This is a genomic window from Halobacteriovorax sp. XZX-3, from assembly GCF_043196495.1.
In the GTDB taxonomy this organism is placed as follows: domain Bacteria; phylum Bdellovibrionota; class Bacteriovoracia; order Bacteriovoracales; family Bacteriovoracaceae; genus Halobacteriovorax_A.
Genome location: NZ_JBEBMO010000001.1, coordinates 2000969 through 2017314, shown reverse-complemented (window position 1 = coordinate 2017314; position 16346 = coordinate 2000969). Strand labels below are relative to the sequence as shown.

Here is a 16346-nt window from a genome sequence, read left to right as displayed (position 1 = left end):
AAATTACAATTGATAAACAAGTTTTTTGAAGTAGTTCCCACGCTCTTCGTAATCTCTAAAGAAATCCGTAGCAGGGTTACCTGGTGAAAGAATAATCGTGTCACCAGTTCTCGACTTTTGATAAGCAAATAGAACAGACTCTTCAAAAGATCCAACAATGAAAGTTTGTGGGTGCTCACCAAGAGCACGGTTCATTCTTTCTTTTGCCTCACCAACTAGAACAATGATTCTTGTCGTTTGGATTAGCTCATCAGTGAATGCTTCATACTCAAGTTCTTCAATGTCTTTCCCACCAGCAATTAAGATAACAGGAGTTTTAAACGCCTTAGTTGTCTCAACTAGTGTTCTCATATCAGTAGCTTTTGAATCGTTATAGAAAGATACACCGTTCTTTTCCATTAAGAATTCAATTCTGTGTGGAATTCCTGGGAATTTTGTTACACATGTTTGAATTGCTTCATCAGAAAGGTCTAGTGCCTTACATGCAGTGATAGCAGCTAGTAAGTTTTCACGGTTGTTTTGACCAATGATTCTCATTTTCTTAACAACAAATTCTGAGTGGTAATTGATATTTGAATGGATACGACGATCGTGGAAGTGCGTTCCTTGAATCTCTTCCATTACACCAAGCTTAACGAATGACCTTCTCGAGTACCAATAAGTTTGGCAATTTGCATTTCTAAAGAAGCTATTATTTGCAAGCTTATCGAAGTTAACAATTAAAGTGTCATCAGGAGATAAAGTCTTAATGATACTTAGTTTTGTTTCCATGTACTCACCCATCGACGTGAATTGTCCTTGTGGGTAAGTATCTGCGATATCAGTAAAGACAACCATCTTAGGGTGGAAGTCTGTTAGACGTCTCATTTGTACTGCTGAAACTTCAACAACTACGTAATCGATTTCATCTTTGTTTGGAAGCATTGAATACTCAATGAATGGACTTTCACTTGTTCCACCAACGAATACATTCTTTCCATCTTGTCTTAGAGTAAATCCAATCATGTGTGCTACAGTTGTACGACCATGAGATCCACAAACAGCGATGATTGGCTTACGGCAAAGCTTATTACCAAGAGCGAATTCTGAGTAAACCTCTTTACCTTCACGTCTTGCAAGCTCAAGTTGTGGCATATTCGGATCAACCGATCCAGAGTACACAACAACGTCTGCATTAATAAAGTCATCGTCAAGGTGTTCACCAAAAGTCATTTCAACTGCTGGCTTAATCTTACGAAGTTTCTTAACTGCTTTATTGAGATCGAAGATAGGTTTAATATCTGTTACTCGAATATTACATTCAAGACGATTAAAGAAGTTTATGAGTCTGAAACCAGTTTTTCCAATACCTACGATTAGAATATTCTTGTTTCTAAATCTATCCATTAATTACCTCATCTTCAAAGTTGCGATTGCTAGAATCGCTAAAAATATACTTATAATCCAAAATCTAACAATTACTTTTGGCTCGGCCCAACCGAGCAGCTCAAAGTGATGATGTATCGGCGCCATCTTAAAAATTCTCTTCTTGCGAGTTTTATAAGAAGCAACCTGTAAAATTACCGAAACTGCTTCGGCAACAAAAACACCACCAATAATAACAAAAAGTAATTCACTTCTTGTCAGTACGGCCATTGTCCCTAGTGTACCACCTAAGGCAAGGGACCCCACGTCACCCATAAAAATCTGAGCTGGGTATGTGTTATACCATAAAAATCCAACGCCTGCACCGACGATTGCAGCACCAATGACAGCTAATTCACCAACATTTTCAACGTACGGCACAAAAAGGTATGATGCGATCTCTCTGTGACCTGTTGCATAAGCAATAAAGCCAAGAGTTGCTGCAGATGTGATAATTGGACCGATGGCCAAACCATCTAGACCATCCGTTAAATTAACGGCGTTACTCGAGCCAACAATAACGATGGCACCAAAGATAACAAAGAAACTCATCAAATTAAAAACTGGCCCCTTAACAAAAGGAACGAATAGTTGTGTATCAATGACATTAAAATGGACCATTGCAAATACTGCAATAAGCGCTGTTGCAAATTGCCATATAAGCTTACCTCTGGCCGAAACACCTTTTGTATTTCCTTTAGAGATCTTTGCATAATCATCAATAAAGCCAAGAACAAAATATGATGCTGTAACACCACAAGTGATAAGAACTGGAAGAGAATTAAAATTACCAGTTATTAACAGAGTCAACAGAATCGTACCCAAGATAAAAACACCACCCATTGTTGGAGTTCCGGCCTTTTTTAAGTGAGACTCTGGTCCATCATCACGAATCACTTGTCCAAACTGCTTTCGTTGCATGAAGCCGATAAAGTACTTACCCCAAATAACTGAGATAACTGTCGCGAGCAAGAAGGCCACAACTGTTCTAAATGTGATGTATTTAAAAATATTAAATGCGAAGAATTCATCCCTTAAGGGATAGAGGAAATGATACAGCATGTAATCACCTGGTTTTTAAATTATATTACATAGTTATATCTATTAGCCTCTCTAGTTGTAAAGAACGAGAAGCTTTTAAAAAAATATAATCGTACGAATTTAATACTGATGGCCAATTTGGGATGAAATCATCAAGATTTTTAAACGTTTTAGACTCGCCGCTATATCTATTTGCATAAAATTCTGAAAATCGTCCAATAAAGATAGCATCCTTAATCTTTAAATCATTTAAGAGCTCTGCTATTTCTTCATGATGCTCTTGGGTCTTATCCCCCAACTCATTCATGTCACCAATTACAAAGATAACATTTTTTTGAGATGGAACTTGTTTTGCAAACTCTGTGATCGCTAACTTCATAGAAGTTGGATTTGCATTGTATGCATCTAAATATATTTTTGAATCATTAACATTAATCCACTGTGCTCTTTTATTTTCTGGCAGCCTCAGTTTTTTAAGTTCATGAAATAAACTTAATGAAAAAATATTTTCTAAAATAAAACAGGCAGCTTGAACATTCCAGCGATTGTATGATTCCTTAATAAACTCACTTTCAAACTCACATACATTATCTGAAGAAACAGGAATAATCTTATCAGTAATTGCAAGTGTTGCTAGTTTTTCATCTTCCATATTTAAGAAGAATTTCTTCCCATGATCTTTTACCCAACGATAAAGAGCAGACTTCTCTTTCAATACTCCATCAAGATCAATAAGGAATTCTGTGTGGGCATGGCCAACATTTGTTATATAACCATAATCAGGTTGAGCTATTTCACAAAGAACTTCAATCTCACCAAAATGATTTGTTCCCATCTCAACAATCGCAAATTTGTGATCATCTTTAATTGAGAATATTGTGAGTGGCACTCCTATATGATTATTTAAATTTCCCTGAGTACAAATAACTGCATCATGAAGAATAGATTTTGTTAAGGAAAACAATAATTCCTTTGTCGTTGTCTTTCCATTTGAACCAGTTAGTCCAAAAACAAAACCTCCATTACTCTTCCATTCAGTAATTCTATATTTTGCAGCTTCTTGGAGAAATGAAAGGCTGTCATTAACAAGAAAGAAACATGTCTCAGTGTATTTATTTGAAAGAGTTTTAATTTGTTCTTCTCTCTCAAGCGAATAAGTTAGAACAATCGATTTCGCGCCATTTTTAATGGCATCCTCTATAAAGTCATATGCATCAAAGCGCTCACCTTTTAGAGCTACAAATGTATTTTTTCCATTAGGCATACGCGAGTCAGTTGATAGAAGAATTTCACTATCTAAATCCTTACCAATCTTTTTCACTAGACCAGTGATTTTATTAAAATCTGAAATTATCATAATTCACCTAATGCACTCTTTACTTCTTCTATATCACTAAAGTGGTGTTTTACACCCTTAATGTCCTGATACTCTTCATGTCCCTTACCTGCAATAATCACTGCAGTAGGACGTTTATATTCTCTTACATATTTATGAATTGCTTCTTTTCGATCAACAACAACATCGACTTCGCTTTCATTGCCCTCAAGAATATCATTAATAATATCTGCAGGTTCTTCAGTTCTTGGGTTATCACTTGTAACGACAACCTTGTCACTAAACTCAAGTGCTGCTGCAAGCATCTTTGGACGTTTTGTACGATCGCGATCGCCACCACAACCAAAAAGAGTAATAATGTCATAAGAGGCAAAATGCTTTTTTGTTTCACGACAAATATTTACAATAGCATCTGGAGTATGTGCGTAATCGACAATAAATACACTATCGCCTTTTCTAAAAAGATTAAATCTTCCTTTTGGTAAAGATAGCTTTATATTTTTATTTAACTTAATACCGCAAGCTCTTTCACATAGAGCAAAGGCAAGCTCTAAGTTATCTATGTTATAGCTGAGGTTAAATTCCTCACCATATAAATTCTTAGTCTCTGGGGCTAAATCAAAATCTAACTTATCTTGGAACTCATTTTTTTGTGAGCGCGGTATGATAAAGCTTGTATCACAATACTTAGCAAGTTTTGCTTTGGCATTAAAGTAAGATTCCATTGTTCCATGATAGTCGAGGTGATCTTGAGTAAAATTAGTCCAACCTATCGAATCAAACTTCATTTTCTTAACACGCTCTTGCTCTAATGCGTGAGAACTAACTTCTAAACAAAAGTAAGTAATATTTTTTAACTTGAAAATTATTCTTCGTAGGTCAATGAAAGAAGGTGTAGTAGCTGATAAGCTCTCCATGATTTCACTTTCATTTTTAACGACACCTACAGTACCAATACAACAAGCATCTAAATTATTTGCATTCAAAATTAACTGGCACAAATGAGCAACCGAAGATTTTCCATTCGTCCCAGTAATACCAATTAACTTCACTTCACGATTTATAGGATATAGCTCTTCTACAAGCTCTTCTTGTAATTTATAAAAATCATTATCATCTACTACGAGAGTTGTAATATCTGAGACTTCTCTATTTGTTATAACAAGTCCTGCACTTCCTTTTTGATAACGCTCACGAAAAAGGGCCATAGCCTTTTCATTGTCATGAATACGATAAAAAGCAATATCACAAGGTTTTGCTTGATCAAGATTGGCAGTTAAGTCGCTTAGACCTTTTAATATTATTTTATATTTTGAGATTAATTTATTCATATGTTGGTGGTGCGTACTTAAGCTTTACAATGACTTCTCCATCGCGAGTACTTCCGGCTTCAGGTGATTGTTCCCTAACAACACCAACTCCGATATGACTTAAGTCGATTTCTAACTTTTGCGCCAGTGCCATTGCAGACTTTTTATCAAGGCCCACAAAATTTGGAACTGTGCCACGTCCAGTATAGCGCTTAGCTGATTGAACCCTCTTTACAGAGTCGAATGCAATATCGTTCTTATAAGCTTCATTCTCAGCTAGACCTTCAAATTCTTTATTTTTGTAAAGTAGGTATTCAGTTACTTTTCTAAAGACCGGTCCTGCGACAGAGTTTCCATAATATGATTTACCACGCGCTGGTTTATCAACATATGAGTAAACGACAAACTTCTTCTTAACTCCTACTGGAAAGCCTAGAAATCCAGGAATATAACCAGTATAACGGCCGTTATTATCAGCTCTTTGTGCTGTTGATGTTTTTGCAGCAATTTTAAAATAAGGAATTTTTCCTTTTCTCGCAGTTCCTCTCTCAACAGTATTTACCATCATATCTGTTATGGATTTTGCAATCTCTGGTGGTAGAACTCTTTTTGACTTAACTTTCTTCGGGTCATCAACTTTTAAAATTGTAGGTTGAACATAAACACCATCATTTGAAATTGCTGCAAAGGCTGCAAGCATTTGAATTCCAGTTGTAGCAACGCCTTGTCCGAAACTGATATTACTTAATGATAGAGGCGATACATTTTTATCGTCTGTAAAAATTCCACGTGACTCAGCAGGAAGTTCAATTCCTGTCTTCTCACCTATTTTGAATTCATTTAGAGTTTTCTTTAATTTTGGAAATGTTAAATCAAAGGCAATTTTAGTTGTTCCAATATTAGATGAATACATAAGAATTTCTTCGACAGAAAGCCATTCAAATTTCTTTCTTGATTCAGCTTCTTTAATAATATGATCTTCAACTTTTAAACGGCCTTGTTCGCAGTAGTAATTAGTATCGGGACGAACAACCTTATTTTCTAAGGCAGAAGCTAATGTTAGTACTTTAAGTGTTGAACCAGGTTCAAACGGATCACTAATAAACGCCAATTTACGATCACTACTTTTTGAGTCACCAACATCATTAGGATCAAATGTAGGATAATTGGCCATTGCAATGATTTCACCTGTTTCGGCATCCATTACACCAACACCGCCACGTTTCGCATCAACATTCTCTACGGCTTCTTTAATGGCCTTTTCAGCAACCGCTTGAACTTCTTTATCGATCGAAAGATAAACATCGTTTGCTCTTTCCGTTGGGATATTTTGACTTACATATCTTACTGGACGACCTTTATTATCCTTAAAGTATTTAATAATTTGTGGCTCACCTCTAAGTTCTTTATCAAATCTGTGCTCAATACCAGCAAGCCCATTATTGTCTAATCCAACAAAACCTAGTGTTTGAGCAGCTAACTCATGGTTTGGATAAATCCTCTTTGGTATCTCTTCAATATAAATACCCTTAAGTTTTTTAATCGCGGCAACCTGCTCTTCTGTTAACTTAGATTTTCTAGTAATCCAAGTAAAACGATTTCTCTCAAGAGCTTTCTCAGCTATGCCCTCTAATTCCATTTCAGGTAGAATGGCCTTCAATTTTTCATAAACTTTCTTATCTGAAATATTCTTAGGAATTGTGAAGATAGAATATGTTCTAATATTGATAGCAAGAGGATTTCCATTACGATCATAAATATGGCCACGTCTAGGAAAGACTTTTCTCTCTCTAAAGAACTGCTTCTTAGATTGTGATAATAAATGTCCGCGATCGACTACTTGAATACGAAATGCTTTCACAAGTATAGCAACAAATGCAATTGTGAAAATTACGTATATAACTTTTAATCTGTTCTTTAAATTATTATCACTCACTATATTTACTTCTTAGCTGGAACAACAATAATTTGATGCTGCTTCGGCTGTGCTAAGTTATAGTTACGGGCCATCTTTCTTAAATTCGATACAGATAGAAGTCTAGCTTTTTTAGCTTTCAACTCTTTGCCCTCAACTTTAATTCTCTCTACTTCTTTTTTAACTGTTGCGATTTCATAGTTCAGCTCTATCCCTTTCATTCTAAAAAGAACAAATAAAACTGTAATCACAACTAAACTAAGAACAATTGGTAAACCTTGTGAACTTAAAACTATTCCTTTTAGCTTTGATCCAATACCATCACTCTTAGATTTTGTTCGACTCATCCTTGAGGCCATTTAACAATCTCCTATTGTTACTCATTTTCAATCTTTGAAAACTTTTCGTATTTATTCTTCGATTTCTTACTCACGACTCTTTTAAGAATTCTAAGCTTAGCACTTCTTGATCGAGAGTTTTCAGCAATCTCTTCATCACTTGGGATAATTGGCTTTTTAACTTCATTTTCAAAAAGCATTTCTCCAAGTCCATTTTTTTCATAATCTTTAAAAAGTTTCTTCACTATTCTATCTTCTAATGAATGAAAACTTATAATTAATATTCTACCACCAATCTTTAATAATGGTAGCACCTGATTAATTACATCGGTTATTACATCAAGCTCGCGATTAACTTCGATTCTTAACGCTTGAAAACATTTTGTTGCTGGATGGATACGACCAAATTGTAATTTCTTCGGATAACAATCTTTAATCAATTCTGCTAACTGAAATGTTGTATTAATCGGGCCATTCTTGTCCCTTTCAAGGACAATTCGTTCAGCGATTCTCCAAGCGTATTTTTCCTCACCATAATCTCTAAAAAGATTTGCTAAGTCTTGGGCAGAGTATCGATTGATAATATCTTTAGCGGTTTGAATACTGTCGTTATCGTAATCCATTCGCATATCAAGCGGCGCATCAACACGAAAAGAAAAACCACGTGAGCCTTCATCAAAATGGTGAGAAGAAACACCTAAATCAAGAAGGACACCATTGAGTCCGCCATTTTCTTTTACGAGATCAGCATGGTTGCCCATGACAATATTTTCAAAATGACAAAAGTTTGAATCGTGTAAGAAGAGTCTGTCCTCAACACCGTTTTTCTTAATTAATTCACGTCCATTTTTTAACGCATCAGGATCTTGGTCGAAAGAAATTAACTTGGCCTTAATATCTCTTTTTACAATTGCTAGTGAGTGGCCTCCGGCCCCAAATGTGCAATCAGCAAAAAGTAATTGATCATGTTCTTCACTATCTAAATAAAGATAGTCGAGACATTCTTTTTTTAAGACCGAATAGTGCTCTTTATATTCATCAACCATTAAATAACCTTATTTTACAACTAGTTAGCAGTTACAATTTACACGAAAAAAAAGTGAACAAACTTTTATTATCTTTCATTTATTTGACTTGTATACACTACCAATGCCAAAATTTTACATCTAGCGCAAGGAATTTAAAAGAACTATGAGAGATACTGATTTAATTTTAAATAAATATATTGAATCAAAAGTTTTAGATTTTAAGAATCGTGTTAACGCATATAACGCTAGAAAAAATTATTCTAAAAGCTTCTTAAACTCTGCAAAAGAATTAACTAAATCAGATCTACTTGAAAGATTTAATTTAGTTAAGAATAATCTCTCACCTAATGAAGCACTTAAGCTTATGCGAAATCTTGTTACCTCAAGTGCTTGGATTAGCTTTTCAACTGCTCGTTATATTCATTCACTGACTAACTTCAAAAGCTTTGATAATAAATTTGATTTTGATAAGGTCAATTATCGTTTCTTCAACGATTTAAAGGCACGTAAACCAATAGAACTTACAGATGAAGAAATCTTTAAAATAATCTACAACGAAGTAGAATATGCAAAGTATCATCCGACATATATTTCTAACCTAGACGAGCCAAAGACGGATATTACTATTGTTCTAGTTCCAGGAGTATTCAATGAGTTATTCTCTACTCCTTCATTCGAGAGAGCATGTCAGCACCTGAAAATGAATTATAATATTAAGTATTATACTCCAGAAGTTAACGGTTTTGATAATTGCTTAAAAAACTCTAAGTCACTGCGTGATCAAATCTCTCAATATGTAAGTGAACATCCAGATGAAAAGTTGTGGTTAGTGGCATTTTCTAAAGGTGGACTAGACTCTCTTCATTACTTAACAGAATATAGTAAAGAACAAGACTCGATTATAGGACTTTCTACAATTGCTTCTCCTATCTTGGGATCAAATTCATTTAATAAGAAATTTATTAAAACGCTGAATCTTATTCATAATTTCTCTGATTCAAAACTCTATCAACTCATTGATGGTAAAAAAGATATTTTAGCAAAAGAAATGCAAAAATCTCTCTCTTCAACTTTTCGAAGGCCATGGATGAGAAATAATCACGAAAAACTAAATCCAAATTTATTTTATACATCGATTGGATTTTCTTCAAAGTGGTACGAGAGTCATCTATGGATGATGTTAATGAAAATGTTCATTAGAAGTAAAAATGACAATGACGGAGTTGTTGATACGGAAAGTTCTTTATTTCCCTACTACTTTGAACGAGGAATTAAGCTAGGTATCCTTGATGGCCACCACCTCATTGGGAGAAGATCATCTTTCTACTGCCAAGAGGCACTAATCGAAGCTCATATTCACTTTTTAAAATATAAAGGGCTACTCTTTTAAGCCGCCCTTTAAATTCATTAGTACTAATTTTGACATTACTTTTAGGGTTTCGAAAACACCCACACCCTTAACTGCAACAGCATCAAATGCTGGCCTCTCATCGGCATTAAGTGTTTGATTCATATCTTCTACTGGTGTTACGTTTGGTAGATCTCTCTTATTCCATTGAAAAACAATTGGAATTTGATCAATATCGTAACCCTGTTCAGTTAGATTCGCTTCAAGACTTTTTAATGATTCAATATTAGCTTCCATTCTCTCTAGTTGAGAATCTGCTACAAAGATCACACCATCAACGCCACGAAGAATTAACTTACGTGAAGATTCATAGAAAACTTGACCAGGAACTGTATATAAGTGAAAACGAGTTTTAAATCCTCTTATTTCACCTAAATCAAGTGGTAGGAAATCAAAGAAGATTGTTCTCTCATTTTCAGAATCGAGAGAAACCATCTCACCTTTATTTCCACCAGCAGTTTTCTGATATATGTATTGGATATTCGTTGTCTTACCGCCAAGACCTGGCCCGTAATAAACGATCTTACAATTAATTTCCTTCGTATTGTAATTTACAAAAGACATCTGGCCCCCGTTATCCTAAAACGCCTGCAAAGAGGTCATCGACTTCGTTATCACTAATATCATCAAATAGAAAAACCTCATTTGGATCACTATCCCCTGATAAGTGTGCTTCAATAAATTCTGGAAGCTTCGATTCAATACTTCTAATTCTTGATTTTAACTTGGCCGGATTATCGACATCAAAATAGATAAGGCTTAGATAAATATCATCGAAAAGTCCTGAGAGCTTTGTTATATAAATCCCTTTTGATGAAGTCGCATAATTAAATCTAAATTCATCTTGTGTTTCTTCAGGGATAAATTGAGAAAGAACTGAACTTGCCTGCCATACACCAGCAATTAGTGCACCAGCAGTATCACTATCGAAATCAGTTTCAACGCTTTTAAATGAATAAAGTGGTATTCCATCTTGTCGACAGACAATCAATCCACTATTTACAAGAGAATCTAGTCCACTATATTCTCTAAAAAACTCTTGAATAACGACTTCAATGTTATCCATAAACCTTCCTTACATTTTGGTTTTATTTTCTAATGCCTTAGATATAGTCATTGTATCTAAGTAGTCGAGATTCCCTCCCATAGGAATCCCGAAGCCAATTCTATCAACATTAACTTCGTCTGAAAGTACTGATTTTATGTAACTACAAGTAGCGTCCCCTTCAACAGAAGGACCAATAGCAAGAACCACTGATTTGATTTTTAACTCATCAACACGCTTTTTAAGCTTATCAATATTCAGTTCCGCTGGACCAACTCCAAGCAGAGGATTAAGTACTCCACCTAGAACATGATACAATCCGCGGTATTGGCCACTTCTTTCAATGGCCATATAATCTGTAATAGACTCAACAACACAAATCTCTGTTGATTCTTTACGATGAATATCACTACAAACTGCACAGATATCTTCATCCGCAAAAACGCCACATTGATTACATTTTTTTAATTCTGCTAATTCATTTAGTGCGATTGCAAAGTCGCCTAACTCTTCTTTAGTCCACTTAGCTAGGCTGAGAACATGTCTTAGAGCACTCTTCTCACCGATACCAGGTACTTTAGAAAATGAATCAACAAGATTATTAATTCTTTCAGGTAGTTTCATTAAGTTATAGCCTTAGAAAAGTCCTGGAATGTTTAGACCGCCAGTTACCTTACTCATTGCATTCGAAACCATATCTTGAGACTCTTTAATAGCCTGGTTAACAGCAGTTAAAACAAGATCTTCAAGAGTTTCAACATCATTCGGATCTACTGCTTCAGGATCAATTTTGATAGCTTGAATTTCTTGCTTACCAGTAATTGTAATTTTAATAGCTCCACCACCTGAAGATACTTCAAGCTCACGCTTTTCAAGTTCTTTTTGAAGTGTACTAATTTTTTGCTGCATTTGTTGAGCCTGTTTCATTAGGCCTTGCATTCCCTTTGCCATTTTATTCTCCGATTTTATTCATCTTCATTTAAGATAATTTTATCAATTTTAGAATTAAATATTGAACTGGCCAATTGAAGCATTTCATCACCTTCAATTTCCTTTCTTTGATTTTGCTTTTCAATATTTTCATTTTCTATATTAATTTCAAACTTTGATTTAAAGTCTGTCTCTTCTGCTTTTTTCTTTTCAACTAATTCAATAGAAAGATCGATATCCTGAACTTGAAAATAACTTCTAAGATGCTCTCTTACTTTTTCAAGTGTTTCCTGATTATTCATATGATCGTAAAAAACTTTTGCGCCAATAGGATAACCAATAAGAAGTGATACCTTTTCGAGCTGAACAACAAGATCGCCAATTAAGTTACCTTGTTCCATGTTGGCACCCATTACTGGTGATGTCTTTGCCAAGTAAGCAAGAAATCCATCCCATGTTCTTGGACCTTCAATAACAACTTCCTCAACGGCCGAAACTTCATTAATTTCTTCGGCTTCAACGACTTCTTCAGTTGATTGTTCTACTGGTTCTATAGGATCATCAAAAATAATCTTATGAGGTTTTGTAACTTCTTCAACTTTAGGCTCTTCAACTATTATTTCAGCCTCAGATTCTATAACTTCAATTTTTTCTGGTTGTGGTTGTGGCTGTGTTTGAACTTCACTAGTATTTACTTCATCAGCTTGGGCCACAACTTGGGCCTTAGGCTTTCCCGCAGTATCCTCCACTTGGGTATCTGCAATAATTTGATGTCTTAATGCTACTTTTCTCATCGCAAGCAGAGTTGCATCTGTTGGGATGATTGATTCAAGCGTCCAAGTAAAATCTTTAGCAAGTGTCTCATAAACCCAGTAAAGCTCTGCTCGTGTCGTTTTATCAAAAATTTCACCATCAACTTTTGATAAAACTCGTGATCTATCATTGAAATCTTTAGCAATAACGATTGAAAAAAGGTTTTCAAGAATTGATTTCACAATATTTTGAAGTGAGATATTCTGTGAAATCAATGCACTAAACATATTTGTTAACTCTTCTACATTACCAGAAAGAGTTGAATCAATTAGTGTTTTAATTGAGCTAAGTTTTGCTATCCCTAAGGCTTGAGCAAAAATATCTTCATTAATATCTTGGCCGTAAGAGAAACTTAAAACTTGATCAAATAGAGAAAGAGTATCTCTAAAAGATCCGTTCCCTAATTTTGCAAGTGTTTCAATTAACTCTGAATTAGCAAAAGTAATATTTTCAAGTTTTGCAATATTAACAATGTGAGACTTTAATTCCTCAACTGTTGCATTAACAAAATCAAAGCGCTGACATCTTGAAAGAACAGTTCCAAGTAACTTTTCAGGCTCTGTCGTTGCCATTAAAAATATGGCATGTTCTGGTGGTTCTTCTAATGTTTTTAAAAGTGCATTGAAAGCACTATTAGAAAGCATGTGAACTTCATCAATAATATAAACTTTATATTTTCCACTAGAAGGAAGATAAGAAATATTACTAATTAACTCTCTAACATCATCAACACTATTATTAGATGCACCATCGATTTCAATTACATTCATCGAAGCTGCAGAATCAAAATCATGACATGCATTACATTCACCACATGGATTTTGGTTTTCATCACGAGCTTCACATCTTAATGCTTTTGCAAAAATTCTTGCTATTGTTGTCTTACCAATTCCACGAGTACCAGAAAAAATATACGCATGACCAAGTCGATCTTCTCTTAAAGAATTAACTAAAGTTTTAACAATATGTTCTTGCCCAACAAAATCTTGAAATTTTGCAGGACGATATTTTCTGGCCAAGACCTGATATGACATTGAGCACCATCACTTTATATGATTTTAAAAATTTTACTTGTTAACTATAGGAAAAATTATAGGTATTGGAAAGGGGCAGCCGATACAAACACAATGCAACAAAGGTTACCGTTGCTTCGTTCCCGACCTGGCGGAGTTAGCCCCGCTGCATTTGTCTGACCGGCTACCGTCCTTGAATATAATATTTATCTTAGCACGATGTCAATGAAAGCTAGTATTTAATGATAATCGTCTCACCTTTCAGACTCACTGAGTCGGAATTAATGAACTTCATAACAAATTTTAAAACGAATTTTGTTGCTGTCATACCAGCAACACGGGCCCTATCAACTTTAATACGTACTTCTCGTTGATCAGGATGGACATCCAATTTACCAGCGGCCTTAAAATTAAATGTGAAAACAGATTTCAACTTGGCCTTCATACTAAAATGACCATTTGCAACAGTGATTTTCAAATCACGGATACGATTCTTATCTGACTCGGCCTTATCTTCACTAATCTTTTGAATACTGAAATCAGATCTTCTCAGACAGCCTTCATAAATAGAGACTGCATCAACTTCTTTATCTGTTGGCTCAATCTTCACACATCGAGCTTCTATTTTTGTGAAAGTGAACTCACCTTTCTTTGTTCTTGCCTCTAGCTGGTTAGCAATTAGACCAAGGTGTTCTCTCTCAAAATATACTTGGCCATCAAAAACATTAAACGGCATTCCTTCTCTTAATAACTTAATCTCTTTCCCGGCAATTCGTGACTCTTCTAGGCAGCCAGCAAAAATTAAATCAATATTAAAAGCATTAATATTAGGATCTTTATAACAGTTAATATTAATATTCTTAAAGTTGATCGAGCTATTTAATAAATTACCCGTAGCGCTTTGAGCGTCAATGACTATGCTATCTTCAGTAAAGGCAACTTCTTTTCCTCTAATGTTTACATTCGATTGACTCGTACTATTTTGCTTAATTTCGACAATTGCAAATTCCTTACCTTCAAGAGGTTTGATATGCATATCTTTCAAGCAAATCTCATCAAGCTTAAATGTAAACTCATCACTCTGACATTTAATATCAACATCTTTGATATCAAAAAGGAATTGATCAGCACCAATGCTTAACTGAGGTCCATTAGCAAAGAATCCAGACTGCGCAAATTCAATTTTCGCTTCCTTTGCATAGATCATGTTAAGAAAATCAATTTCTGTAAACTGAGGTAGATGTGTTGTTAGGTTCAAATTATCTTTTTTGAAATTGATTCTGTTATTAAATAAGAAAGTATCAACTAAAAATAATTCCCCATTTTCAGCTAAATCAAATTCCACTGCATCATACTTAATATAAACATCTCTAGCATGGGCCTTTCCACCAAGAAAATCACTTCCAATTGCTCTATTAAGATTGATTGAATCAACCTCAAAATACATTGAATTTGCCATGCACGAAAGTGCGAATGTTGCAGGTAAGAAAAATTTAAACATATGTTATATGTTCGATAAATAACGTCAGAATGTAAATACTAGAGATTTAACTTTGACGCTTTCGATAAGTTTTTCGACGTAATTTAAAGAAATCCGATAATACTTTCGAGCATTTAAAGTGCTCGACACCACCGATGATAGAAAATTTATGATTAAATCTTTTATCTTTTTGAAAGCTATAGCCAAGTGATACAGAACCAGCTTTTTGATCATAAGCACCGAAGACAACATTTTTGAAACGTGCCTGTAAAATCGCATAGAGACACATCGGACAAGGTTCAAGAGTTATATAGATAGTACAATTAAGTAATCTCCAATCCCCCATTTTTTCACTTGCTTCTTTAATGGCAATTATTTCAGCATGCGCTGTTGTATCTTTTTGCTGCTCTTTTAGATTATGGGCCCTGGCAATGACATTATCATTTTCATCAACAATAATTGCTCCAACAGGCACTTCTCCGGCCTTGAAAGCTATTTCCGCTTCTTCAAGTGCCAAATTCATATTCCATATGTGAGATTTAATATTCATGATTTAAATTTTTTGTCTTTCTTAGCTTTTCGCTCAAAGTTCCAGTACTTCTCTAATTCGCCGTATCGACGACGAGAATCTTCATCGGTATTGTGGAACCTTACCCCGTAAGTATATGGCCTACCAATTGAATGTTGTCTCTTAGATACCACCTCAACACTTAAGCGTCCATCAATGCTTGTTGTGAATGGCTCGATTTCAAGCTTTTGACCAATTTTCAAATCATCAAATAAAGTTAATCCACCTGCTTTACGTCGTAAGTCTACTAACCTTCCTTCAATCCCATCTAAGTCATCGCAATATACTTTAGTCTTTAAGTCATTACGGTATCTAAAATCGTATTCCCACCAACCAATGACAGGATAGAAAACAGGTGTATATAAAGAAAAGCAGAGCACACCTAATAGCATCAATGACATTGTATAAAGAAAGAATAGTGAAAAATCATTGTAGTAGTATAGGGATCTTAAAATATAAAAAATAATAAATAGTCCTACGACGACACTTAATGTCCAAAAAGAATAGTGAACATTTTTTTGCATGCGATAATAGAGTCTATATAAAATTACAGAAAAAATTATTCCAAATAAGGCAATAAAGTTAAATTGGAATTTGAAGAATTCATATCCTTTCGCTAAGAAGAATAAAAACATGTGTAGCGAAAATAACGCCTGAACTTTATTAAAATCACTTTTGATCGATAGCTTACTTATACTTATTAACATTGTTCTATTT

At 34.7% G+C, this 16346-nt stretch carries 16 protein-coding genes and 1 other RNA gene; 1 reads left to right on the top strand and 16 read right to left on the bottom strand.

Going from position 1 to position 16346, the window contains the following annotated elements:
- Positions 1-3 precede the first annotated feature (3 nt).
- The 7 genes from murD to rsmH are packed head-to-tail and all read right to left on the bottom strand — an operon-like array spanning position 4 to position 8390.
- Positions 4-1386 carry a UDP-N-acetylmuramoyl-L-alanine--D-glutamate ligase gene (murD, locus tag ABMA70_RS09715; RefSeq protein ID WP_103218522.1) on the bottom strand — a complete coding sequence of 461 codons (1383 nt, stop codon included), beginning with the start codon at positions 1384-1386 and terminating at the stop codon, positions 4-6.
- Positions 1387-1389: 3 nt separating this feature from the next.
- Entirely contained in the window at positions 1390-2466 is a 1077-nt protein-coding gene (gene mraY, locus ABMA70_RS09710; protein ID WP_103218523.1) for a phospho-N-acetylmuramoyl-pentapeptide-transferase, read from the bottom strand.
- Positions 2467-2491: 25 nt separating this feature from the next.
- On the bottom strand, positions 2492-3802 hold the full coding sequence (gene murF / locus ABMA70_RS09705; RefSeq protein ID WP_392993860.1) for a UDP-N-acetylmuramoyl-tripeptide--D-alanyl-D-alanine ligase: 1311 nt from the start codon (positions 3800-3802) through the stop codon (positions 2492-2494).
- On the bottom strand, positions 3799-5112 hold the full coding sequence (locus ABMA70_RS09700; RefSeq protein ID WP_392993862.1) for a Mur ligase family protein: 1314 nt from the start codon (positions 5110-5112) through the stop codon (positions 3799-3801). Before ABMA70_RS09700 ends, murF begins: the two co-directional genes overlap by 4 nt.
- Positions 5105-7027 (bottom strand): penicillin-binding protein, encoded by a 1923-nt coding sequence (locus ABMA70_RS09695; protein WP_392993865.1) that lies wholly within the window; start codon positions 7025-7027, stop codon positions 5105-5107. Before ABMA70_RS09695 ends, ABMA70_RS09700 begins: the two co-directional genes overlap by 8 nt.
- 5 nt (positions 7028-7032) lie before the next feature.
- Positions 7033-7365: a hypothetical protein gene (locus ABMA70_RS09690; protein WP_103218527.1), complete on the bottom strand. Its 333-nt coding sequence runs from the start codon at positions 7363-7365 to the stop codon at positions 7033-7035.
- 17 nt (positions 7366-7382) lie between these two features.
- Positions 7383-8390 (bottom strand): 16S rRNA (cytosine(1402)-N(4))-methyltransferase RsmH, encoded by a 1008-nt coding sequence (gene rsmH / locus ABMA70_RS09685; protein ID WP_103218528.1) that lies wholly within the window; start codon positions 8388-8390, stop codon positions 7383-7385.
- 145 nt (positions 8391-8535) lie between these two features.
- Here rsmH and ABMA70_RS09680 point away from each other — a divergent pair, with 145 nt between their 5' ends.
- Complete coding sequence (locus ABMA70_RS09680) at positions 8536-9762, top strand: triacylglycerol lipase (RefSeq protein ID WP_103218529.1); 1227 nt, start codon at positions 8536-8538, stop codon at positions 9760-9762.
- On the opposite strand, the gene ABMA70_RS09675 is transcribed toward ABMA70_RS09680, so the two are convergent.
- The 9 genes from ABMA70_RS09675 to ABMA70_RS09635 form a co-directional block, all read right to left on the bottom strand.
- Positions 9751-10344 (bottom strand): ATP/GTP-binding protein, encoded by a 594-nt coding sequence (locus tag ABMA70_RS09675; protein ID WP_103218530.1) that lies wholly within the window; start codon positions 10342-10344, stop codon positions 9751-9753. The genes ABMA70_RS09680 and ABMA70_RS09675 overlap by 12 nt on opposite strands.
- Before the next feature lie 10 nt (positions 10345-10354).
- Positions 10355-10846, bottom strand: a complete 492-nt coding sequence (locus tag ABMA70_RS09670; RefSeq protein WP_103218531.1) for a hypothetical protein — start codon at positions 10844-10846, stop codon at positions 10355-10357.
- A gap of 9 nt (positions 10847-10855) precedes the next feature.
- Positions 10856-11449 carry a recombination mediator RecR gene (gene recR / locus ABMA70_RS09665; RefSeq protein WP_392993869.1) on the bottom strand — a complete coding sequence of 198 codons (594 nt, stop codon included), beginning with the start codon at positions 11447-11449 and terminating at the stop codon, positions 10856-10858.
- A gap of 12 nt (positions 11450-11461) precedes the next feature.
- Positions 11462-11776, bottom strand: a complete 315-nt coding sequence (locus tag ABMA70_RS09660) for a YbaB/EbfC family nucleoid-associated protein (protein WP_103218533.1) — start codon at positions 11774-11776, stop codon at positions 11462-11464.
- 14 nt (positions 11777-11790) lie between these two features.
- Complete coding sequence (gene dnaX, locus ABMA70_RS09655) at positions 11791-13602, bottom strand: DNA polymerase III subunit gamma/tau (protein WP_392993871.1); 1812 nt, start codon at positions 13600-13602, stop codon at positions 11791-11793.
- A 71-nt stretch (positions 13603-13673) separates the two neighbouring features.
- Positions 13674-13770, bottom strand: an RNA gene (ffs, locus tag ABMA70_RS09650) — signal recognition particle sRNA small type.
- Positions 13771-13813: 43 nt separating this feature from the next.
- Entirely contained in the window at positions 13814-15082 is a 1269-nt protein-coding gene (locus ABMA70_RS09645; RefSeq protein WP_146037880.1) for a hypothetical protein, read from the bottom strand.
- Positions 15083-15128: 46 nt separating this feature from the next.
- Complete coding sequence (locus tag ABMA70_RS09640; protein ID WP_199177556.1) at positions 15129-15584, bottom strand: nucleoside deaminase; 456 nt, start codon at positions 15582-15584, stop codon at positions 15129-15131.
- Positions 15585-15607: 23 nt separating this feature from the next.
- Positions 15608-16336: a PilZ domain-containing protein gene (locus ABMA70_RS09635; RefSeq protein WP_392993875.1), complete on the bottom strand. Its 729-nt coding sequence runs from the start codon at positions 16334-16336 to the stop codon at positions 15608-15610.
- Between the last annotated feature and the right edge of the window lie 10 nt (positions 16337-16346).